The following is a 20,962-nucleotide window of genomic DNA, read 5'->3' on the forward strand; positions in this document are numbered from 1 at the left end:
ACCTGGTCGCGGTTAATACGGCAAGGGCAGTGGGTAGTTCATCCGCATGCGCGACGACGAGTACCCCACCCCCGTTTCCGATCCCGAGGCGGAGGGCCTGCCCGACACCGCCGACGACGACTCGACCGCCAACGACGACGTGCTGACCGGGCGCGAGGCGGACGGCCCGGAGCCGGCCCAGATCCCCGGCGACCGCACGCCGGTCGCCGTGGACCGGTTCGGCACCACGGCCGAGGAGCAGCTCGACGGCGAGTCGCTGGACTACAAGCTCGACCGCGAGCAGTACGAGCGTCCCGCCGACGACCCGCTCGCCGGCCCGGTCGACCCGGCCATCGCGGCCGAGGCGGACAGCGAGGAGGCCGCCGCGCAGGCCCAGCTCGACGCGGACGTGATCGACCCGGGCCCGGTCTCCGACCCGCACTCCCCGGTCTCGGTCTACGACCACGGCCAGCTCGGCACCGTGGCCGACCACGAGGTGGGCCGGCTGGTCGAGCCGGACGAGGGTGCGCACACCGATCAGGAGACCGACAACGTCGCCTACGACGCCGGCGCGGCCGGCGGCGGGGCGAGCGCGGAGGAGCTGGCGGTGCACGAGACGCAGCCGCCGCCCGCGCACTGAGTCACTCGTCCAGGCCCCGCTCGATGGCGTACCGGGTCAGCTCGACCCGGTTGTGCAGTTGGAGCTTGCCGAGGGTGTTCTGCACGTGGTTCTGCACGGTCCGGTGGGACAGCCGGAGCCGCTCGGCGATCTGCTTGTAGGACAACCCCTTGGCGACCAGCCGCAGCACCTCGGTCTCCCGATCGGTGAGCCGGGGTGCGTCGTCGTGCGGGGCCGGTGGCGCGGCGGCCAGCCGGCGGTACTCGCCCAGCACCAGCCCGGCCAGACCCGGCGTGAAGACCGGCTCGCCGGCCGCGGTGCGGCGCACCGCGTCGAGGAACTCGGCCGGGGCGGCGGACTTGACCAGGTAGCCCGTCGCGCCGGCCTTGACCGCGTCCAGCACGCTCTGCGGCTCGCCGCTTGCCGACAGCATGAGCACCCGCACCTCGGGCAGCGCGGCACGCAGCCCCCGGACCACCTCCACCCCGGAGACGTCCGGCAGTTGCAGGTCGAGCACGACCAGGTCGGGACGGGCCGCCGCGGCCACCCGGACCGCCTGCCGCCCCTCGCCGCTGGTCGCCACCACGTCCAGGCCGGCCTCGGTGAGATCGCGGGCCACCCCTTCGCGCCACATCGGATGGTCGTCCACCACCATCACCCGGATGCTCATCGGCGACGGCTCCTCGGCACGGTCAGCTCGATCTCGGTCCCGGCGCCCGGGGCGGAGACGATCCGCACCTCGCCGCCCAGGTCCGCCACCCGGCCCCGGATGGACTGGGCCACCCCGAGCCGGCCCTGCGCGGCGGCCTCCGCCAGCCGCCCCTCCGGGATCCCCGGCCCCTCGTCGCGTACCGAGACGGTCACCGTCTCCTCCTCGTCCTCGATCAGCACCCAGGCCCGCCCGCCGGCGTGCCGCGTCACGTTGTCCAGCGCCGCGCCGACGGCCGCGGCCAGTTCCCCGGCCGCCTGGGCCGGCAGCGGCACCGGCGTGGCCGGCGCGGCCACCTGGACCTCGGTCGAGGCGTACCGGTCGAGCAGGTCACGCAGGTCGCGGTCGGCGCCGGCCTGCTCCGGCACCGCGTCCACCCGGCCGATCAGCGCCCGCAGCGCGGCCTCCTGCTCGCCGGCCAGCCGGGCCAGCTCGGCCGCCTCACCGTCCAGGTCGGCGCCGCGTCGACGCACCAGCGCCAGCACCTGGAGCACGGAGTCGTGGATGTCGCGGGCCAGCCGTTCCCGCTCGCGGGTGGCCGCCTCCAGCTCCACCGCCCGCTGCAACCGGGCCTCCGCCTGGACCGCCAGCCGGGCCACGTGCCCGACCACCACGCCGGCCAGCAGCAGCAGGATCGCCCCGGTGAACGCGGACGGGTTGATCGGGTCCCGGGTGGCCAGGTCCGCACCGCCGAGCACCAGCGCGGCCACCGTGCCCCGCCGCCGCCCGCCGGCGACCGCCCAGGCCAGCACCGGCCCGGCCAGCCAGGCGGAGGTCAGGACCGGCACGCCGGCGGCGAGCGCCGGCCGGCCGACCACCCACGGCGTGGCCAGGATGATCCCCAGCACCACGCCGAGGTCGGCCAGGAGCAGCGGCCAGCGTCGCCCGGCCGGACGCCGGTAGCCGGCCGTGGTCACGCCGCTCCAGGCGAGCATGCCCAGCAGGACGCCGCCGGCGGCCACCGGGTGCGCGTACTGGCTGCCGTCGCGCAGCACCAGCACTCCGACGTACGCCAGCGAGGCGAACCGGAACACCGCGATGGACCGCCAGAGCGGGCCGACCAGGCCGGGGGACGACGGCATGCGCGTCACCCTGCCACAGCCGGTCACGCGCGGACCGCCGGGTGCGGGTAGAGAAATCCTGACGTACGGTGGAAAAGCCGCGAAAGTTGTCGAGGAGCACTGCCGGGACGGGGTCATGACAAACGCAGAACTCCCCGCACCGCGTACGGTTGTGCCCATCGAACCTTCCCTTCTGATCGCCGAAGCCTTCGACCAGGCTCAGGTGACCGAGCTGCGGCACTCGGTCACCTCCTGCGCGCACGCCGCCGGGCTCGCCGGCCAGCGGCTGGACGACTTCGTGCTGGCGGTCAACGAGCTGATTACCAACGCGGTCCGGCACGGCGGCGGGCGGGGCCGGCTACGGCTGTGGCGTCGCGGCGGCGACCTGGTCTGCGAGGTCGCCGACCACGGCCACGGGATCAGCGAACGACGGTTGCACGACCGCGACCGGCCGGCCCCGGAGACCGCCGGCGGCTGGGGCCTCTGGCTGGCCCGGGAGCTGAGCGACACCATGGAGGTGGAGACCGGCGACGCCGGCACGGTCGTCCGGATCACCGCCGCGTTGACCACCCGGCAGCCCGCCGCCCGGCCGCTGGACGGCTGACCGGCCGGCTGGTCTTCCCGGCCCGCCGCAGCGGCGGTGGACGACCGTCCGGCCACGGCGCGGTCAGCCGAAGAGCGCGCTCACCGACTCGCCGTTGTGGATCCGCCGCATCGCCTCGGCCAGCGCCGGCGCCACCGAGAGCACCTCCAGCTTCGGCACCCGCTTCTCGGCCGGGATCGGCACCGTGTTGGTGCAGACGATCTCCAGCACGCCGTCCTGCGCGCTCAGCCGTTCCAACGCGCCGCTGGAGAAGAGGCCGTGCGTGCAGGCCAGGCGGATCGAGCGGACCTGCCGCTCGCGCAGGTGCGAGATCAGCTCGATCACGGTGCTGCCCTTGGCGATCTCGTCGTCCAGCACGATCACGTCCCGGTCCGCCACGTCCCCGATGATGGTGCTGATCTGCACCCGGTCGTCGCTGAACCGCTGCTTCGCGCCGGCCGCGACCGGCGTGCCGAGCATCCGGGCGAACGCCGCCGCCTCCTTGGCGTTGCCCAGGTCCGGCGAGACCACCACCGCGTTGCTCAGGTCGTACCCCTTGAAGTGGGCGGCCAGCTCGCGCAGCGCGTGCAGGTGGTCCACCGGGACGCTGAAGAAGCCGTGCACCTGCGGCGAGTGCAGCGTCATGGCCAGCACCCGGTGCGCGCCGGCCGACGTGAGCAGGTCGGCGACCAGCCGCCCGCCGATGGAGATGCGTGGCGCGTCCTTCTTGTCCGACCGGGCGTACGCGTAGTGCGGCAGCACCACGGTGATCCGGCCGGCCGACGCGCCCCGCGCCGCGTCGATCATGAGCAGCAGCTCGACCAGGTGCTCCTGCACCGGCGGCACCAGCGGCTGGATGAGAAAGACGTCCCGCTCCCGGCAGTTCGCCTGCAACTGCACCTCGAGGCAGTCGTTGGCGAACCGGGACACCCGCACCGGGTGCAGCGGAACGGCGAGGTGGGCGCAGATCTCGGCGGCGAGGTCCGGGTGGGCGGTCCCGCTGAACACGGCAATGTCACGCACGTCTGGTGATCGTACGGGCCGCCCGGTGGGAGACGGGGGACGCGCCCGGCGGGTACGGTGCCTGCGTGACCGGAGAGTTCGTCGCCGCCATCGACCAGGGCACCACCTCCTCGCGGTGCATCGTCTTCGACGCCGACGGCGAGATCGTCGCCGTGTCCCAGCGCGAACACCGGCAGATCTTCCCGCGACCGGGCTGGGTCGAGCACGACGCGGAGGAGATCTGGACGAACGTGGAGCACGTGGTCCGGGAGGCGCTGGCGGGCGCCGACCTCGGTCCCGAGCACCTGGCCGCGGTGGGCATCACCAACCAGCGGGAGACCACTGTGGTCTGGGACCGGGCCACCGGCCGGCCGGTGGCCAACGCCATCGTCTGGCAGGACACCCGCACCGGCCCGCTGCTGCGCGAGCTGGCCGAGGCGTACGACGAGGAGCGACTGCGCGCCCGCACCGGCCTGACGCTGGCCACGTACTTCGCCGGCCCGAAGCTGCGGTGGCTGCTCGACCACGTCGACGGGCTGCGCGAGCGGGCCGAACGCGGCGAGGTGCTGTTCGGCACCATGGACAGTTGGCTCATCTGGAAGCTGACCGGGCGGCACGTCACCGACGTGACGAACGCCAGCCGCACCCTGCTGATGGACCTGGAAACGCTCGACTGGGCCCCGGAGCTGCTCGACGCGCTCCGCGTCCCGGCCGCGATGCTGCCCGAGATCCGCTGCTCGGCCGAGGTCTACGGCACCGCCGAGGGGGTGCTCGCCGGGGTGCCGGTGGCCAGCGCGCTCGGCGACCAGCAGGCCGCGTTGTTCGGGCAGACCTGTTTCCGCCCCGGCGAGGCCAAGTGCACCTACGGCACCGGCAGTTTCCTGCTGCTCAACACCGGTGCCAGCCCGGTGCCGTCGCGGCACGGCCTGCTCACCACCGTGGCCTACCGGATCGAGGGCCAGCCGGCCGCGTACGCGTTGGAGGGCGCCATCGCGGTCACCGGCTCGCTGGTGCAGTGGCTGCGCGACAACCTCGGCCTGATCTCCACCGCGCCCGAGGTCGAGGAGCTGGCCCGCACCGTCGACGACAACGGCGGCTGTTACGTGGTGCCGGCCTTCTCCGGCCTGTTCGCGCCGCACTGGCGCAGCGACGCGCGGGGCGTGATCGCGGGCCTGACCGGCTACATCACCAAGGGGCACCTGGCCCGGGCGGTGCTGGAGGCGTCCGCCTTCCAGACCCGCGAGGTGGTGGACGCCATGAACGCCGACTCCGACGTGGCGCTGCGCCGGCTGCGGGTGGACGGCGGGATGACCGGCAACGAGCTGCTGATGCAGTTCCTCGCCGACGTGCTCGACGTGCCGGTGGTGCGCTCCCGGATCACGGAGACCACCTGCCTCGGTGCCGCGTACGCGGCCGGTCTGGCGGTCGGCTTCTGGCCCGACCTGGACACGCTGCGGGACAAGTGGCGCTCCGACGCCCAGTGGGAGCCCGCCATGGACCCGGCCCACCGCCGACACGAGCTGCGCCAGTGGCACAAGGCCGTGCAACGCACCCTGGACTGGGAGGACTAGGTGTCCGGCCCGGAGAGGCCGGGGACCCGGCTGACGGTCAGGCCGGCGAGCGTGGCGGATGTCGCGTCGCTGGTGGAGTTGCGCCTGGCCAACGCCCGGACGCATCGTGCTCTCGACGCCGGCACCTACCGCGTTCCACGGCGTGACGCCGTGGTGCGCCACTTCGCGGCCGTGCTGGCCGACGCGGCCGGACGGGACGCCGTCCTCGTCGCCGAGACCCACGACCGTCGGGTGGTCGGGATGGTCGAGGTGCTGCGGTGTGCCGATCCGCCGGAACACCAGATCCTGCGTCCGGAACCTTCGGCGCAGGTCCACACCGTCGTGCTGCCCGATGCCAGAGGGCTCGGGGTGGGAACGGCGTTGGTGGCGGCGGCCGAACGGTGGGCACGCAGCCGGGGGATCACGTACCTGTCGGCCGGCATCCACCACCGCAACGCCGATGCGGTGCGCTTCTACCGCCAGCACGGCTACGCCGACGCCGGCCTCTCCCTCGGCAAACCCGTGCCCTAGCCCTCTCTCCCCCGCGATCTTGCACTTGCTGCCCCGACTTTCCGGCCATTCCGGACGGGTCGCGGGCCGAAAGTGCAAGATCGCGGGTGTGGCGGAGGCGGGCTGGGGTCAGGCCGGGGTGAGGAGGCAGAACTCGTTGCCCTCGGGGTCGATCAGGACCGTCCACGGGATGTCGGCGCGGCCGAGGTCGACGCGGGTCGCGCCGAGCGTCTCCAGGCGGGCCGCCTCGGCCGCCAGGTCGGCGCCCGGGTAGGGGCGGACGTCGAGGTGCACCCGGTTCCACCCGGTCTTCGGGTCGGGGTTGCGGACGAACTCCAGGTAGGGGCCGACGCCTGCGGCCGAACGCAGTGAGGCGTGCCGGTCGGTCACCTCGTGCACGGTCCAGTCCGTCGCCTCGCCCCAGAAGCGGGCCATCTCCCGCGGGTCGGCGCAGTCGACCACCACCGCGGCGATCGGGCCGGTGTCCCGGTAGACGGTGCGCGGCTCCAGCACGCAGAACTCGTTGCCCTCCGGGTCGGCCAGCACCGTGAACGGGACGTCACCCTGGCCGATGTCGACAGGCGTCGCGCCCAGGTCCGTCAGGCGCGCGACCAGCTCCACCTGATGCTCCGGCGACGTGGTGGCCAGGTCGACGTGCACCCGGTTCTTTCCCGTCTTGGGCTCGGACGAGACGACGAGGTCGACGCAGACGGCGGACGGGTCGGGATAGCCGAAGCCCTCGGGTTCGAGGTTGGTCACGCCCGGCCCCTCGCTGGCGAGCCCCCAGCCGAGCGCCTTCGCCCAGAACGCGCCCAGCGTGGCGTCGTCCCGGGCCTTCATGGTGATCTGCACGAGCCTCGTCGACATGCCGACGAGACTAGACCGCCCTCACCTGGGCGACGAAGCGGCCGAATGACGGTGTCGCGGTCAGTCCCAGCGGTTGCCGGTGAGCTTCTCGTACGCCTCGACGTAACGGGCGCGGGTCGCCTCCACCACCTCCGCCGGCACCTCCGGCGCCGGCGGGCGCTTGTCCCAGCCGCTCTCGACGGCCCAGTCCCGCACGTACTGCTTGTCGAAGGAGAACTGGACCCGACCCGGCTGGTAGGACTCGGCCGGCCAGAACCGGGACGAGTCGGAGGTGAGCAACTCGTCGCCGAGCATCAGCGTGCCGTCCGGCGTCCAGCCCAGCTCCAGCTTGGTGTCGGCGATCAGGATGCCCCGGTCGGCGGCGATCTCCGCACCACGCCGGTAGACGTCGATGGTGATCTCCCGCAGCCGTTCCGCGGTCTCCGGTCCCACCTTGTCGACCACCTGGTCGTAGGTGATCGGCTCGTCGTGCTCGCCCTTGGGCGCCTTGGTCGACGGCGTGAAGATCGGCTCGGGCAGGATCGACGCCTCCACCAACCCTCGGGGCAGCGGCACGCCGGAGACCGCGCCGGTGCGCTCGTACTCGGCGAGGCCACCACCGGTCAGGTAACCCCGGGCCACGCACTCGACCGGCACCATCTCCAGCCGCCGGCACCGGATCGCCCGGCCGGCGAACTCCGCGGGCACCTCGGTGGCGGAGACGACATGGTTCGGCACCAGGTCCGACAACTGCTCGAACCACCACAGCGAGAGCGCGGTGAGCAGGCGGCCCTTGTCCGGGATCGGGGTCGGCAGCACCACGTCGTAGATGGAGACGCGGTCGGAGGCGACCAGGATCAGGTCCGCGCCGTCGGCGTAGACGTCCCGGACCTTGCCCGAGTGCAGAAGTTCCACGGCGCTAAGTACACCATGGCGCAGTGCGTCGACCGGCGCGCCCACCGGCCGTCCCGCCCGACGTTGACACCCCCGGCCGGGGCCGGTGGAATGATCCGTCCACCCACCTTCGGAGAGACCGTGCGCGCTCAGTGGTCCGTACCCCGTCCCGGCCTCGACCGGCGGCGGTTCCTCGGCGCGCTCGCCGGGCTGCCGCTGCTCGCCGGCGGGCTGAGCGGCGGGCTGGCCGGTTGCGGCCCGGCGGAGGACGAGGCGGTGGCCGACGACGGCCCGATCGAGCTGTCGGTGTTCTGGTGGGGCGGCAACCGCCGGGCCCAGGTCACCGAGCAGGCGTTACGCCTCTACACCCAGCAGAATCCCCGGGTCAGCTTCCGGATCACCTGGCAGGGGCTGAACGGCTACTACGACCGGCTCGCCACCCAGGCCACCGGCGGCAACGTGCCGGACCTGTTCCAGATCGACGACACGCTGCTCACCGAGTACGACCGCCGCGACATCCTGCTCGACCTCACCCGCCACACCACCGACGATCGACTCGACCTGCGCGGCCTGCCGGAGCAGTTGGCCCGGTACGGCCAGGTGGACGAGCGCACCGTGGCGGTGCCCGCCGCGCAGACCAACGCGGCGCTGGTGTTCAACCGGGACCTGCTGCGCCGGCTGGACGAGCCCGAGCCGCGCACCGGCATGTCCTGGCAGGAGTACGCCCGCTGGGCCGCCCGCGTCACCCGGGCCTCCGGCAGCCGGGTCGCCGGCACCATGGATCCCTCCGGCGACTACCGGGCGCTCTGGCTCTGGCTGCGCGGGCAGGGCAGCGAGCTGTACCAGGGCCGGCAGCTCGGCTTCAGCTCGGCCGAACTGCTCGACTGGTTCGAGTTCTGGGAGGTCGCCCGCTTCGACCGGGCCACCCCGAGCGCCGCCCTGGTCGAGCAGGCGGACAGCGGCGAGCTGGCCCGGCAGCTCGTGGTCACCGGCCATGCCGCGGCGTCCTTCGCCTGGTCACACCAGTTTCCGGAGCTGCAACGGCTGACCGAGGACGAGTTGGGCGCGGTCGCCTTTCCCGGCACGCCTGCCGCGCAGTGGCCCCGCGCCTCGATGTACTGGGCCGGCTTCCGCGGGACCCGCCATCCGGGCGTGGTGGTGGACGTGCTCAACTTCCTGACCACGAACGTGGCGGCCGGCCGGGTCCTCGGCTTCGAACGCGGCCTCAGCCCCGGCACGCAGGTCCGCGCGTACGTCGCCGCGGACGTGACCGACCGGGCCGAGAAGCGGGTGGCGGCCCTGGGCGTGGAGCTGGACGGGCTGGCCGGCCCCGCGCCCGCGCCGCCGCCGAAGGGGCACGCCACGGTGCGGACCCTGCTGATCGACGCGGCGGAGAGCATCCGGGGCAAGCGGGCCGGGGCCCGCACCGCGACCTCACGCTTCATGGCCCGGGCGAACGCCGCCCTCGCCGGAGGGTAAGGCGGGGCCCCCGCTTAACGCATTCGGTAGAGGAGGGGCCCCCGCTTAACACCGAGCGGCGTCAGCGCGGCGGACGGTTCCGCCGGTTCCGCATCAACATGAACACCAGCAGCACGATCCCGCCGACCACCACCAGGCAGCAGAGCAGGCCGAGGACGCCGAAGCCACCGCCCCGGGAACGCCGTCGTGCGGCCTCCACCACGACCTCACCGGTCCCGGTCGACGCCCAGGCCGCAACCGGTACGAAGACCGAGAGCACGACCGTACCGATGACCGCGCTCAGGCGGCCCCACCATCTGTTCCATCCAGCCATGCCCCCATCCTCGCCGAGGCGCGCAACCGGGGCACGCCGGACGGGACGGAAAGATCCGGATACGGCGAAGGCCCCGGAGTTGACTCCGGGGCCTTCGCGATCACGTAGCGGGGACAGGATTTGAACCTGCGACCTCTGGGTTATGAGCCCAGCGAGCTACCGAGCTGCTCCACCCCGCGTCGGTATGTGTACAGCCTATCGCATCCGGATCGTGGAGATCAGCCGGGTCCCCGATCCCGCCGGAACCCGCGCCGGACCGCCGAACCCGGACCGGGCACCGGCACCGGCACCGGGGAAACGGCGAAGGGCCCGGAGTGAACTCCGGGCCCTTCGATGCGAGTAGCGGGGACAGGATTTGAACCTGCGACCTCTGGGTTATGAGCCCAGCGAGCTACCGAGCTGCTCCACCCCGCGTCGGCTCGTTAACCCTAGCGCACCGCCCCGACGAGGCGCAAAACGGGTGCCCGGCACGACCCGGGCCCGGGTTCCGGTGACCGTCGGGGCCACCGGACCACGGGCCCGGAGTGTCGTCCCGCGAGGTCAGCCGCTCGGCGACGGCGAGGCAGAGGCCGGCGCCGACGGCGAGGCGCTGCCCGAGGGCGCCGGGTTGCCGGACCCGTTCGCCGCCGCCTGGGCCTGCTGGAACGCGGTCATCGCCTCGTCCAGCGCCTTCAACGCCCGCCCGTACCGCTCGAAGTCACCCGACGTCTGCGCGGCCTTGACCTCGGCGATGGCGGTCTGCACCTTGCCGGCCGCGTCAGCCAGCTCGCCGGTGAGCGGCGGCGGGGTGTTGTTGCCGCCGGTCGGTGGTGGGGTGTTGCCGTCGTCGCTCGGCGGCGGGGTGCCCGAGCCGGCCCGCTTACCCTGCTCGACCAACTGTTTGATGCCGTCGCTCAGGTTGTTGGCGAGCACCACGTACGAGCCGCCGTCACCGTACGAGAGCAGCACCTTCTGCAACAGCGGGTACGCGTCCTGGCTGCTGCTCTTCACGTAGACCGGCTCGACGTAGAGCATGCCGTCGGCGAACGGCAACGACAGCAGGTTGCCGTACTGCACCTGGGCCTGGTTGGAGGAGAGCAGGTTGAGCTGCTGACGGATGTCGCCGTTGTTGGTCATCTGTTGATGGACCTGGGTCGGCCCGGAGATCCGGGTCTGGTCCGGCAACTCCAGCACCTCCAGGCGCGGCTGCCCGTCCACGTACGAGCCGGAGACCAGCGCGGCCAGGTTCTGTCGCCCGTTCGGGGTGACCGCCGAGGTCAACTGGAACCGAGGCCGGTCCTGCCCGGGGAACTGCGTGAACAGGTAGTAGGGCGGCTGCTTCTGCCCGCTGTCCGGCGCGTCCGGCACGTTCGGCACCTGCCAGAAGTCCTGGCCGGAGTAGAAGTCGCCCGGGTCGGTCACATGGAACTTGGTGAGCAGGTTGCGCTGCACTTTGAACAGGTCAGCCGGGTAGCGGAAGTGCTCGGCCAACTCCGGCGGGATGTCGCCCTTGGGCAGCACGACGTCGCCGCCGAACGCCTTGTTCCACGCCTTCAGCACCGGGTCGGTGTCGTCGTACGAGTAGAGCTTGACCGTGCCGTCGTACGCGTCGACGGTCGCCTTCACCGAGTTGCGGATGTAGTTGACGTTCTCCCGGGCGAGCTGGAACGTGCCCCGGCCGGTCAGCTCGTCGGCGGTCTCCGACTGGAGGTTGACCCGCTCGGCGTACGGGTAGGTCGCCGCCGTGGTGTAGCCGTCGATGATCCACAGCACGCGGCCGTTGACCACGGCCGGGTACGGGTCGCCGTCGAGCGTGAGGAACGGCGCGACCTTCTCCACCCGGTCGCGCGGGTTGCGCACGTAGAGCAGCTTCGAGTTCTCGTTGACCGCCTCGGAGAGCAGGAAGTTCGACTCCTGCTCCTTGATCGCGTAGAGCAGCCGCCGGGGGAACGAGCCGATCTTGACGCCGCCCTCGCCGGTGTAGGTGTAGTACTGCTCGCCGCCGGTCTGGGTGGGCCGGTCGAACTCGACGTTGCGGTCGCCCTTCTGCCCCACGATCGCGTAGTCGTCGGGCTCCATCCGCTCGCCGTAGTAGATCCGCGGCTGCTGGGCCGGGATCTCCTCGGTCGGCGAGGAACACGCCTCCTGCGCCTTCTCGCCGAGGAAACCGGAGACGAAGTACGGCTGGCCGCCGCAGACCACCTGGTTCGCCGGCGCGGCCACCAGGCCGTACCCGTGGGTGTAGACGGTGTGCCGGTTGATCCAGTTGCTCTGCTGGTCGGTCAGCTCGCCGTAGTTGATCTCCCGGACGCCGACCACGTAGTCGGAGGTCTTCTCCTTGACCGCGTACCGGTCGATGTCCAGCTTCGAGCCGAAGTCGTAGAAGCCACGCACCTGCTGGAGCTGCGTGTAGGTCTCGGAGACGAGCTGTGGGTCGAGCAACCGGATGTTCGACACCACCGAGGTGTCGGTGGACAGGCTGGCGGGTGGCACGAGGTTGCTGGCCGCGTACGGTGTGGTCTTCGTGCCGTCGAGGCTGAACGCGGACCGGGTGGCCTTGATGCTGCGTTCGATGTACGGCGCCTCCTTGTCCCGGGCGCTCGGCTTCACCTCGAACGTCTGCACCGCCCACGGGTAGATGCCGCCGATCGCCACCGCGGAGACGCCGAGCAGGGCCAGCGAGATGCCGGGCCAGACCAGGTTCCGCATCACCGCGTTGGAGAACACGATGATCGCGACGGCCACCAGGACGGAGATCCAGGCGAGGATCTCCTTCGCCGGGAGCAGCGCGTTCACGTCGGCGTAGCCGGCGCCGTAGAGCTTCGCGCCCTCGTTGTACTCCAGCAGCATGGCGCGCCGGTCCAGCACGTACGCGACGGCCTTGAGCAGGACGAAGACGGCGACCAGCGTGCTCAGGTGGGCGCGGGCGGAGTTGGTCATCCGGTCCCCGACGCCCTGGAGGCGGACCCCGCCGAAGACGTAGTGCACGGCCAGCGCGCCGAGCAGGGCCAGCACCACCGCGGTGAAGCCGACGCCGAGCACGTAACGCCAGAACGGGAGCTGGAACACGTAGAAGCCGACGTCGACGCCGAACTCCGGGTCCTTGACGCCGAAGTTGCCGCCGTTGCGGAACAGCAGCCACTGGGCCCACCGGGTCTGCGCGGAAAGCCCGGCGAAGAGCCCGACGACGGCGGAGACCAGCGCGATCCAGGTGCCGAGCCGGGGGCTCAGCAGCATCCGGTAGCGCTCCAGCGTGGCCTGCTCGGCCGAGTGCGGACGCATCCGGGGCCGCAGCCGGTACGCCAGCCAGAGGTTACCGGCGATGATCACCGCCATCCCCACGCCGACCACCAGGAACAGCAGCAGCCGGGTGGCGAGCACGCCGGTGAAGACCTGGGTGTACCGGACCTCGTCGAACCAGAGCCAGTCGGTCCAGGCGTTGACCCCCCACCCGAGCAGGGTGAACAACACGAACACCCCGACCAGGACCCCGATGGTGACGCGTCCGCGTCGACTCATCCTCGGCAGGGGACTGCTACGCATGACCACTATTGGCTCCGCACGTTTGAGGTGATCGGCTCCGACCAGGCACCCAAGAGTACGGGGTGTTCCTGAACACGTCGGGTCAAGGTCACGTCACGATCGCCCCGGGGCCGGTGACCGGTCCTGCTCAGCAGCGTGTCGGCTGCCCCCCGGAACGCAGCGTCTCCAGCGCCTTGAGCGCGTCGTCGAGCGTCGCCACCCTGAGCAACGGCAGATCCGGTTGCGGGTTACGGACCGCCTCGGCGCAGTTGTCCGCCGGGACCAGGAAGACCTTCGCGCCGGCGTCCTTGGCGCCGACCAGCTTCTGTGCGATGCCACCGATCGGGCCGACCCGGCCCTCGTCGTCGATGGTCCCGGTGCCGGCGACGATCTTCCCGCCGGTCAGGTCGGCCGGCTCCAGCTTGTCGATGATGCCCAGCGTGAACATCAGGCCGGCGCTCGGCCCGCCGATGTCCCCGAGGTCGATCTTCAGCGTGAACGGGTGCGGCTGCTGCTGGTCGATCTCGACTCCGATGCGCGGCCGGCCGTCCTGCTCGCGGCTGGTCACCGTGGCGGTGCCCGGGGTGCCGCCCCGGGTGTAGCCGATCTTCAGCGCGGTGCCGGCCGGCTTGGCCCGGATCAGCTCGGTGAGCTTGGCCGCGCTGGTCACCGGCGCCCCGTCGACCGAGGTGAGCACGTCGTCCGCGCGGAGCACGTCCGTCGACGGCCCACCCGGCGTGACGGTCTTGACCAGCACCCTGATCGGGTAGCCCAGCTCGCGCAGGGCCGCCGTCTCGGCGCTGGTCTGCGAGTTCTGGAAGTCCTCCGCGTTGCGCTTCTCGACCTCCTCCTGCGACTCCCCCGGCGGATAGACCAGCTCGCGGGGCACCACCGCCTCGTCGGAGGAGAACCAGCCGGCCAGCGCCGACCGCAACCGGACCGTGGGCTGCACACCGACCGTGGTGAGCCGGAGCTGCCCGGCGGAGGTGGACGTCGCGCGGCCGGAAACCTGGATGATCTCCTTGCCGTTCTCACTGCCGAGCGTGTTGACGGTCGGGCCGGGGCCGAGCACCACGTACGGCAGGGGCACACTCAGCACGCCGACGCTGAGCAGGGCGGTGAGCAGGGCACCGAGCAGGACGGTCACGCCGCGACGTCTCATGCGCCAGAGCGTACCGATCCGTCCCCCACCGTCCGGCGCGGTGACCGACGGACTTCGCCCTCAGCGCAACGCCGACGGGCCCGACCTGCGGCGGGGCCCGCGTACCGTAGACGTCGTGCCTGATATTCCGTTCGGCTTCGCGCTCCCGGGTGGGCAACCACCAGACCCCAACGATCCCGCGCAGATGCAGCAGTTCATGTCGCAGTTGCAGCACCTGCTGTCCGCGCCGGGCAGCGGGCCGGTCAACTGGGACCTCGCCCGACAGGTCGCCGCGAGCCAGCTCGCCGCCACCGGCGACCCGGCGGTCTCGCCGTTCGAACGCAACGCGGTGGAGGAGGCGCTCCGCATCGCCGACCTCTGGCTGGAGCCGGCCACCTCGTGGCCCTCCGGCATCCGCTCGTCGGTCGCCTGGAACCGCAACGAGTGGATCTTCAAGACGCTCGACGTGTGGCGCAAGCTCTGCGACCCGGTGGCCAGCCGGATGGTCGGCGCGATGGGCGACCTGGTGCCGCCGGAGGCCCGCGCCCAGCTCGGCCCGATGCAGTCGATGGTCGCCACGCTGGGCGGCGCGCTCTTCGGCGGCCAGCTCGGCCAGGCCCTCGGCTCGCTCGCCGCCGAGGTGCTCTCCGCCGGCGACATCGGCCTGCCACTGGGCCCCGCCGGCGCCGCCGCGCTCATCCCCGCCAACATCAAGGCGTACGGCGAGGGCCTGGAGCTGCCGGAGGACGAGGTACGCCTCTACGTGGCCCTGCGCGAGGCCGCCCACCAGCGCCTCTTCCAGCACGTGCCGTGGCTGCGCGGGCACGTGCTGACGGCGGTGGAGAACTACGCCGCCGGCATCCGGGTCAACCGGGAGGCGATCGAGGAGGCGATGGGCCGGGTCGACCCGACCGACCCGGAGTCGATGCAGGCGATCGCCCTGGAAGGCATCTTCACCCCCGAGGACACCCCGGCGCAGAAGGCCTCCCTGTCCCGACTGGAGACCGTCCTCGCGCTGGTCGAGGGCTGGGTGTGCCACGTGGTGGACAGCGCGGCCGGTGACCGCCTGCCCAACGTCGTACGCCTCGGCGAGGCGTTCCGCCGCCGCCGCGCCGCCGGTGGCCCCGCCGAGCAGACGTTCGCCGCCCTGGTCGGCCTCGAACTGCGACCGCGCCGGCTGCGCGAGGCGACCGTGCTCTGGGCGGCGCTGACCGAGCAGCGCGGCATCGCCGGCCGGGACGCGATCTGGGGCCACCCCGACCTGCTGCCCTCGGACGACGACTTCGCCGCCCCGGAGGCGTTCGCGGCGACCGGCAGCGACCTCGACGAGGAGCTGGCCAACTTCGACTTCTCCGCGCCGGGCGCGCCGGAGGAGCCGACCCCGGGCGAGGACGACGGCCGGTCCTGACGCCACACGTCGGCAGGGGCCGCACGGACGTCCGTGCGGCCCCTGCCCGTCCTGCGGGTCACCGCCGCGCCCCACCGTGCGCCGCCCGCCGCCGCCCGCCGCCGCCCGCCGCCGCCCGCCGCCGCCCGCCGCGGCGCCCCGCCGCCGCTCGCCGCGGCCCGCCGTGCGCCGCCCGCCGCGCCTCACGGTGCACCGTCGGGAGCCCGCGGCGCAGCGTCGCGGACGGTGACCGGGGTGCGTCCCGTCGACGACCTCGACCGCTGCCGGTCGCGGAAGGTACCCCCGGGTGCCTACGGACCTGATGGCGTAACCGACTCACCGCGGCAGCGGTCGCGGAGGCCGCTGTCGATCCGCGAGCCGGCCGGGCCGCGACGCGCCCTCGCCACCACGCTTGACCCGTCCACGCCCTCAAGGTGGTAGGCGCGGAGAAGGGATGTTCCGGCCGCTCAGGCACCGTGCGGACGACGCCCAGGGCCCCGGTCCGGCCACCGAGCGAGGCCGGCTGGCGAGGTCCAGAGCAGGGCGGGCCGGAGCAGGCGGACGAGCCGGAGCAGTCGGGCCCGAGCGGGCGGTCAGCTCGGGTGGCCGGAGAGCAACGCCCGGGTCGCGTCCCATCCCTCGAACGCCGGATTCAGGGCACCGAGGTCGGCCGGGCCGCGCAGGCGTCGCCAGCCGGCGGTCACCGCCACGTCGCCGGGCCGGGGCGCGGCGGCCCGCACCTCGCCCGGCACGGCCGTGTCGAGGTCCAGCGCCGGCACCCACTTCGGTACGGGCAGGCGCGCGGCCACCCCGAGCAGGCCCGGTCCGTCCCCCTCCGCCGGGGCCACGGCCACCGGCCGGCTGGACAGCGGCCGGAGCAGCTTGCCGAGGGTGAGACCGGGCACGTCGGGCGCGTCGGCGGCGATCACGGCAGCCTGGTCGTAGCCGGTGAGCGCCGCGAAGACGGCGTTCGGGGTGGGCTCGGGCACCTCGTGCACGGAGGTGCCGGGCCAGACCACCGCGTCGGCCAGCCATCGGTCCGCCGGGGTGACCGCCACCGCGGTCTCCACCTCGTTCAGCGTGGCCAGCAGATCCACCACGTCCTCGGCGAGGGCGGTCCGCCACCGGGCCGGCTCGATTCCCGGCGGCGCCCAGGTCACCGGGCCGAGCAACGCCACCACCACACGTCGGACCATTCGCCGACCCTAGCCCCGCACCCACCATCCCGCCCCCACCACCTCCGCTGCGCGGCACATCCCCACCACGCCCCTCACCCCGGGTCAGGGTGGAGGGGCGGGTCAGGGGAGGCCGGCGGTGGCGGCGACGCCCTCCAGGTAGCCGCGGGCCCGTTCGGCGCGGGGATAGCGGGCGACCAGGGCCCAGAACTGGGCGTTGTGGCTGGGCACGATCAGGTGCGTCAGCTCGTGCAGCAGGACGTAGTCGATCACCCAGTCGGGCATGTCCTGGATCCGGTGGGAGATCCGGATGGTGCGGTCGGCCGGGGTGCAGGAACCCCAGCGGCCGTTCTGGTTGGTCACCCAGCGGACGCTCGCCGGCTCCGCGGCCGACCCGTGTTCCGGCAGGTAGAGGCCGATCAGGCGGGTGGCCCGGGCGAGCAGTTCGGCGTCCGAGCGGGCGAACCGGCCCTCCCGGGCGGCCAGCCGGGCCAGCATGCGGTCGACCCACTCGCTCTCCTCGGCCCGGGAGAACTGGTCGGGGATGAGCACGACGACGCGCTCCCCGTCCCGGTACGCGGACACCGTGCGTCGCCGGCGCTGGCTGCGCCGCACCTCGACGACGGGCTTCCGCGTCCCGGCCATTACCGGGCCGCGCAGCCTCGGTTGACTGTCACGAGGGAAAGGTAATGCGTACTGACCAGGGCTCCGCAAGAGTAAACAAGACGACACGCGCCCGGAAAATGGCGATTGGTTGTCAGGAGTCCTGAAAAATTTCTTTGCGACGGTAGGTAACCATCACCCGCCGGCCGTCGCTCACGTTAGGTGATCTACGACGGGCCGGTGGCGGCGGGGCCGCGCGAAGGGGATCTGAGCGCATTTACCCGGCGTGTCCCCCCGAAACTCACTTATCAGACGTTACTCGACGTGCACACTCTCGTCGTCGACTTGCTCACAGAGTCGGCGTACAGCTGACATGGAACCACCCAGACCTGGGTAGGGTCCGCCAACCAGTGATCAGGAGACTGATCACGGAGAACCCCCGGCGCCGGTCCACGTGTGGCCCGTCGCAGGGATAACCCGCCGGGACACCTCCGGCGGACGAGACGAGGAGGCTACCGTGGCCGACCAGGCCCAGACCTACAACGGTTACTGCGTCAAGTGCAAGGAGAAGCGGGACTTCGAGGGGCACGTGGAGGTCTCGAAGACCGGCATGAACATGGCCAAGGGCAAGTGCCCGGTGTGCGGCACAACAGTGAACCGCATCCTGGGCAAGGCGAAGGTCTGACCCGTCCGGGTCGTCCGGGGGAGGGGTGGCCACGGCCGCCCCTCCCCCGTCGCGTATCCGACATCACTACCGGCGAGTTGTGGAAAACCGGCGCACTCCTGTGGACAACGCTGGCTGCGGCACGGTGAGCCTGTGGACAACGATCGACTGAGCGCACGGACACGGTCACCATTCGTGGCGTGACGCATCCAACTCCACTCCCCCGCCCGACGCTGCTGCCCGGCCTGACCAGGCTGTGGCGCGACCGGCGCACGCTCCAGCTGGGCATGGAGCCCGGCCCGGCGGTGCTGGTCGAGGTGGCCACCCCCGGCACCACCCACCTGCTCGACCTGCTCGACGGCACCCGCAGCGAACGTGCCGTCCTGGCCGCCGCCACCGCCGCCCGGGTGCCGGCGGGCGAGGCGCGTGCCCTGCTCGACGCGCTCCGGGACGCCGGTCTGGTCGTACCCGCGCAGACGCTGCTCCCCCGCGACCTCACCGGGCCGGTCCGGGCCCGGTTGACCGCGGAGGCGGACGCCCTGGCCCTGGCCGCGCGCGACCTGCCCGGCACGCCGGCGCGGCTGCTGCGCCGCCGCCGGGCCGCCCGGGTGCTGGTGACCGGTGCGGGCCGGCTCGGCGCCGCGGTCTCCGTGGCGCTGGCCCAGGCCGGGGTGGGGCACGTCGTACCCGAGCTGTCCGGCCCGGTCCGCGCCGGCGACCTGGTCGGGACCGGCCTGACCGGCGCGGAGCTGGGTCGACCGCTGGCCGCGGCGGTGGGCGCGGCGCTGGGCCGCTGTGCGCCGGGCACGGCCACCGGGCCGCTGCGGTCCGGCCGCCCCGACCTGGTGGTGCAGCTCGGCGTCGGCCGGCCGGCCGAGGCGCTCGCCATCGGGTACGCGCACCGACGACAACCCCACCTCCTGCTCGACCTGCGCGGCGGGGTACCCGTGGTCGGGCCGCTGGTCCGCCCGCCCGCCGGTCCCTGCCTGCGCTGCCTCGACCTGCACCGTGCCGACCGCGATCCGGACTGGCCGGCGCTCGCCGCCCAGCTCGCGACCGACCGGGGCGAGCCGGGCTGCGCGGCCACCACCCGGCTCGCCGCGGTGGCGTTCGCGGCGGCCGAGGTGCTGGCCCAGCTCGACGGCGGCACCCCGGAGACGCTCGGCGCGGCGGTGGAGGTGCGGGGGGCCGGTCGTCTCCGGCACCGCCGGTGGCCCCCGCACCCCTCCTGCGGCTGCTGCGGGCGTCGCCCGATCCGGTCGGCCCTACCCGCTCCCGGGCGCACGGCAGCAGCGAGCCCCCCGCGTCGGTAACAATGGCCGGGTGACCGACATCCCGCGCCGCGCCGTGTCCCGCACCGCCAAACTCGCCGCCCTGCCGCTCGGATTCGCCGGTCGAACCGTCCTCGGCATGGGCAAGCGGGTGACCGGCCTCGCGTCCGACGTCATCTCCGCCGAGATCCAGCAGCGCACCGCCGAGCAGTTGTTCAGCGTCCTCGGGCAGCTCAAGGGCGGTGCGATGAAGTTCGGTCAGGCCCTGTCGGTCTTCGAGGCGGCGCTGCCCGAGGAGGTCGCCGCGCCCTACCGGCAGGCGCTCACCAAGCTCCAGGAGGCCGCCCCGCCGCTGCCCGCGGCGACCGTGCACAAGGTGCTGGCCGAGCAGCTCGGGCCGGACTGGCGGGACCGGTTCGTCTCCTTCGACGACACCCCGGCCGCCGCGGCCAGCATCGGCCAGGTCCACCGGGCGGTCTGGCGCGACCCGGGTTACGGGCCGGACGGCGGCCCGCTGCACCGGGACGTGGCCGTGAAGATCCAGTACCCGGGCGCCGGCGAGGCCCTGCTCGCCGACCTCAAGCAGCTCTCCCGGCTGGGCGGCATGTTCCGGGCCATCCAGCCGGGCCTGGACGTCAAGCCGCTCCTGGCCGAGCTGCGCGAGCGGATCACCGAGGAGCTGGACTACGAGCTGGAGGCCGAGTCGCAGCGGGCCTTCGCCGCCGCGTACGCGGACGACCCGGACATCTTCATCCCGGAGGTGCTCGACGCCGCGCCCCGGGTGCTGATCACCGAGTGGGTGGAGGGCATCCCGCTGTCCACGATCATCCGGGAGGGCACCGAGGAACAGCGGAACGAGGCCGGGCGCCTGATGGCCGAGCTGCACCTCTCCGCGCCGGAGCGGGTCGGGCTGCTGCACGCCGACCCGCACCCGGGCAATTTCCGGCTGCTGCCCGACGGCCGGCTCGGCGTGATCGACTTCGGCGCGGTGGCCCGGATGCCGGAGGGCACGCCCGAGCCGATCGGCCGGATCGCCGCGCTGGCGCTGCGCGGGGACGCCGCCGGGGTGGTGGACGGGCTGCGCGACGAGGGCTTCGTCAGCCGGACCGAGCCGATCGACGCCCAGGGGGTGCTCGACTTCCTCCGCCCGATGCTGGAGCCGATCGCCGCCGACGAGTTCCGCTTCACCCGGGCCTGGCTGCGGGGAGAGGCGGGCCGGCTGGCCAGCCCCCGCTCCCCCGCGTACCAGCTCAGCCGGCAGCTCAACCTGCCGCCGTCGTACCTGATGATCCATCGGGTGACACTGGGGTCGATCGGGGTGCTCTGCCAGTTGGAGGCGAAGGCGTCCTACCGGGCCATCCTGGAACGCTGGCTGCCCGGCTTCGCGGCGGTGGCCTGACGACACGGGCACGTCGAAGGGGCGGTGACCATCGGGTCACCGCCCCTTCCTCAGTTGTTCGATCTAGAGAACGCCCAGGTCGCGAGCCGACTGGCCGCGACTCCGCATGGCGACGGTACGGGCGGAACGGGTTGCCTCAGTGCTCGTGGTGGTGCGACCGGCCTGAGGCCGGCGCATTCGAGCCCTGGACAACGCTTCGTGGAGTAGTTGCATCTCGGTTCCGTTCGGCAGGTGCAGCACTGGTTTCTCTCTCTCGTTCGGCCGGTGGAGGGACAC

19 protein-coding genes and 2 tRNA genes are annotated in these 20,962 nt (G+C 72.8%); 9 read left to right on the forward strand and 12 right to left on the reverse strand.

Features of this window, described 5'->3' with window-relative positions; translation table 11 throughout:
• The first annotated feature begins 46 nt into the window (after positions 1 to 46).
• Positions 47 to 619 carry a DUF5709 domain-containing protein gene (locus TPA0908_RS13110; RefSeq protein ID WP_281937787.1) on the forward strand — a complete coding sequence of 191 codons (573 nt, stop codon included), beginning with the start codon at positions 47 to 49 and terminating at the stop codon, positions 617 to 619.
• A 1-nt stretch (position 620) separates the two neighbouring features.
• Here TPA0908_RS13110 and TPA0908_RS13115 read toward each other — a convergent pair whose 3' ends face one another.
• On the reverse strand, positions 621 to 1,268 hold the full coding sequence (locus TPA0908_RS13115) for a response regulator (protein ID WP_107161025.1): 648 nt from the start codon (positions 1,266 to 1,268) through the stop codon (positions 621 to 623).
• The gene (macS, locus tag TPA0908_RS13120; protein WP_281937790.1) at positions 1,265 to 2,389 is read right to left on the reverse strand and encodes a MacS family sensor histidine kinase; all 1,125 of its coding nucleotides are present in this window, start codon (positions 2,387 to 2,389) and stop codon (positions 1,265 to 1,267) included. Before macS ends, TPA0908_RS13115 begins: the two co-directional genes overlap by 4 nt.
• A 115-nt stretch (positions 2,390 to 2,504) precedes the next feature.
• On the opposite strand from macS, the gene TPA0908_RS13125 reads away from it, so the two are divergent.
• Entirely contained in the window at positions 2,505 to 2,972 is a 468-nt protein-coding gene (locus TPA0908_RS13125; RefSeq protein ID WP_281937792.1) for an ATP-binding protein, read from the forward strand.
• A gap of 63 nt (positions 2,973 to 3,035) precedes the next feature.
• Here TPA0908_RS13125 and TPA0908_RS13130 read toward each other — a convergent pair whose 3' ends face one another.
• Positions 3,036 to 3,974, reverse strand: coding sequence for a ribose-phosphate diphosphokinase (locus tag TPA0908_RS13130; protein ID WP_281937794.1), 939 nt, complete (start codon positions 3,972 to 3,974; stop codon positions 3,036 to 3,038).
• Positions 3,975 to 4,039: 65 nt separating this feature from the next.
• On the opposite strand from TPA0908_RS13130, the gene glpK reads away from it, so the two are divergent.
• Positions 4,040 to 5,524, forward strand: coding sequence for a glycerol kinase GlpK (glpK, locus tag TPA0908_RS13135; RefSeq protein WP_281937795.1), 1,485 nt, complete (start codon positions 4,040 to 4,042; stop codon positions 5,522 to 5,524).
• The gene (locus TPA0908_RS13140) at positions 5,525 to 6,034 is read left to right on the forward strand and encodes a GNAT family N-acetyltransferase (RefSeq protein WP_281937796.1); all 510 of its coding nucleotides are present in this window, start codon (positions 5,525 to 5,527) and stop codon (positions 6,032 to 6,034) included.
• A 108-nt stretch (positions 6,035 to 6,142) separates the two neighbouring features.
• Here TPA0908_RS13140 and TPA0908_RS13145 read toward each other — a convergent pair whose 3' ends face one another.
• Complete coding sequence (locus TPA0908_RS13145; RefSeq protein WP_281937798.1) at positions 6,143 to 6,880, reverse strand: VOC family protein; 738 nt, start codon at positions 6,878 to 6,880, stop codon at positions 6,143 to 6,145.
• Between the two features lie 60 nt (positions 6,881 to 6,940).
• On the reverse strand, positions 6,941 to 7,774 hold the full coding sequence (locus tag TPA0908_RS13150; protein ID WP_281937800.1) for a phosphoribosylaminoimidazolesuccinocarboxamide synthase: 834 nt from the start codon (positions 7,772 to 7,774) through the stop codon (positions 6,941 to 6,943).
• Positions 7,775 to 7,894: 120 nt separating this feature from the next.
• Between TPA0908_RS13150 and TPA0908_RS13155 the strand changes: the two genes are divergently transcribed.
• A complete protein-coding gene (locus TPA0908_RS13155) occupies positions 7,895 to 9,232 on the forward strand; it encodes an ABC transporter substrate-binding protein (protein WP_281937802.1) in 1,338 nt (445 codons plus the stop codon).
• 61 nt (positions 9,233 to 9,293) lie between these two features.
• Here TPA0908_RS13155 and TPA0908_RS13160 read toward each other — a convergent pair whose 3' ends face one another.
• The 5 genes from TPA0908_RS13160 to TPA0908_RS13180 form a co-directional block, all read right to left on the reverse strand.
• Complete coding sequence (locus tag TPA0908_RS13160) at positions 9,294 to 9,545, reverse strand: hypothetical protein (protein ID WP_281937804.1); 252 nt, start codon at positions 9,543 to 9,545, stop codon at positions 9,294 to 9,296.
• Between the two features lie 105 nt (positions 9,546 to 9,650).
• A tRNA-Met gene (locus TPA0908_RS13165) sits at positions 9,651 to 9,724 on the reverse strand.
• A gap of 161 nt (positions 9,725 to 9,885) precedes the next feature.
• Positions 9,886 to 9,959, reverse strand: a tRNA-Met gene (locus tag TPA0908_RS13170).
• A 126-nt stretch (positions 9,960 to 10,085) separates the two neighbouring features.
• A complete protein-coding gene (locus TPA0908_RS13175) occupies positions 10,086 to 13,067 on the reverse strand; it encodes a UPF0182 family membrane protein (protein WP_281937805.1) in 2,982 nt (993 codons plus the stop codon).
• A 127-nt stretch (positions 13,068 to 13,194) separates the two neighbouring features.
• Positions 13,195 to 14,208: a YlbL family protein gene (locus TPA0908_RS13180; protein WP_281937806.1), complete on the reverse strand. Its 1,014-nt coding sequence runs from the start codon at positions 14,206 to 14,208 to the stop codon at positions 13,195 to 13,197.
• A gap of 184 nt (positions 14,209 to 14,392) precedes the next feature.
• On the opposite strand from TPA0908_RS13180, the gene TPA0908_RS13185 reads away from it, so the two are divergent.
• Entirely contained in the window at positions 14,393 to 15,595 is a 1,203-nt protein-coding gene (locus TPA0908_RS13185; RefSeq protein ID WP_374709217.1) for a zinc-dependent metalloprotease, read from the forward strand.
• Between the two features lie 572 nt (positions 15,596 to 16,167).
• Here TPA0908_RS13185 and TPA0908_RS13190 read toward each other — a convergent pair.
• Complete coding sequence (locus tag TPA0908_RS13190; protein ID WP_281937810.1) at positions 16,168 to 16,770, reverse strand: hypothetical protein; 603 nt, start codon at positions 16,768 to 16,770, stop codon at positions 16,168 to 16,170.
• Positions 16,771 to 16,872: 102 nt separating this feature from the next.
• Positions 16,873 to 17,394, reverse strand: a complete 522-nt coding sequence (locus tag TPA0908_RS13195; protein ID WP_107162024.1) for a M48 metallopeptidase family protein — start codon at positions 17,392 to 17,394, stop codon at positions 16,873 to 16,875.
• Between the two features lie 475 nt (positions 17,395 to 17,869).
• Here TPA0908_RS13195 and TPA0908_RS13200 point away from each other — a divergent pair, with 475 nt between their 5' ends.
• From TPA0908_RS13200 to TPA0908_RS13210, 3 genes are all read left to right on the forward strand, one after another.
• The gene (locus TPA0908_RS13200; RefSeq protein ID WP_007464795.1) at positions 17,870 to 18,037 is read left to right on the forward strand and encodes a DUF5679 domain-containing protein; all 168 of its coding nucleotides are present in this window, start codon (positions 17,870 to 17,872) and stop codon (positions 18,035 to 18,037) included.
• Positions 18,038 to 18,216: 179 nt separating this feature from the next.
• Positions 18,217 to 19,329 carry a TOMM precursor leader peptide-binding protein gene (locus tag TPA0908_RS13205; protein ID WP_281937813.1) on the forward strand — a complete coding sequence of 371 codons (1,113 nt, stop codon included), beginning with the start codon at positions 18,217 to 18,219 and terminating at the stop codon, positions 19,327 to 19,329.
• Positions 19,330 to 19,339: 10 nt separating this feature from the next.
• Positions 19,340 to 20,686 carry an ABC1 kinase family protein gene (locus TPA0908_RS13210; protein ID WP_281937815.1) on the forward strand — a complete coding sequence of 449 codons (1,347 nt, stop codon included), beginning with the start codon at positions 19,340 to 19,342 and terminating at the stop codon, positions 20,684 to 20,686.
• Positions 20,687 to 20,962 lie beyond the last annotated feature (276 nt).

The sequence above is a fragment of the Micromonospora sp. AKA38 genome, from assembly GCF_027925725.1.
Taxonomy (GTDB): domain Bacteria; phylum Actinomycetota; class Actinomycetes; order Mycobacteriales; family Micromonosporaceae; genus Micromonospora.

Coding starts and splice junctions, on each gene's coding strand:
- TPA0908_RS13125 (WP_281937792.1), top strand. CDS start 2,505: ATGACAAACGCAGAACTCCCCGCACCGCGTACGGTTGTGCCCATCGAA.
- TPA0908_RS13195 (WP_107162024.1), bottom strand. CDS start 17,394: ATGGCCGGGACGCGGAAGCCCGTCGTCGAGGTGCGGCGCAGCCAGCGC.
- TPA0908_RS13180 (WP_281937806.1), bottom strand. CDS start 14,208: ATGAGACGTCGCGGCGTGACCGTCCTGCTCGGTGCCCTGCTCACCGCC.
- TPA0908_RS13110 (WP_281937787.1), top strand. CDS start 47: ATGCGCGACGACGAGTACCCCACCCCCGTTTCCGATCCCGAGGCGGAG.
- TPA0908_RS13145 (WP_281937798.1), bottom strand. CDS start 6,880: ATGTCGACGAGGCTCGTGCAGATCACCATGAAGGCCCGGGACGACGCC.
- TPA0908_RS13160 (WP_281937804.1), bottom strand. CDS start 9,545: ATGGCTGGATGGAACAGATGGTGGGGCCGCCTGAGCGCGGTCATCGGT.
- macS (WP_281937790.1), bottom strand. CDS start 2,389: ATGCCGTCGTCCCCCGGCCTGGTCGGCCCGCTCTGGCGGTCCATCGCG.
- TPA0908_RS13175 (WP_281937805.1), bottom strand. CDS start 13,067: ATGCGTAGCAGTCCCCTGCCGAGGATGAGTCGACGCGGACGCGTCACC.
- TPA0908_RS13115 (WP_107161025.1), bottom strand. CDS start 1,268: ATGAGCATCCGGGTGATGGTGGTGGACGACCATCCGATGTGGCGCGAA.
- TPA0908_RS13185 (WP_374709217.1), top strand. CDS start 14,393: ATGCAGCAGTTCATGTCGCAGTTGCAGCACCTGCTGTCCGCGCCGGGC.
- TPA0908_RS13190 (WP_281937810.1), bottom strand. CDS start 16,770: ATGGTCCGACGTGTGGTGGTGGCGTTGCTCGGCCCGGTGACCTGGGCG.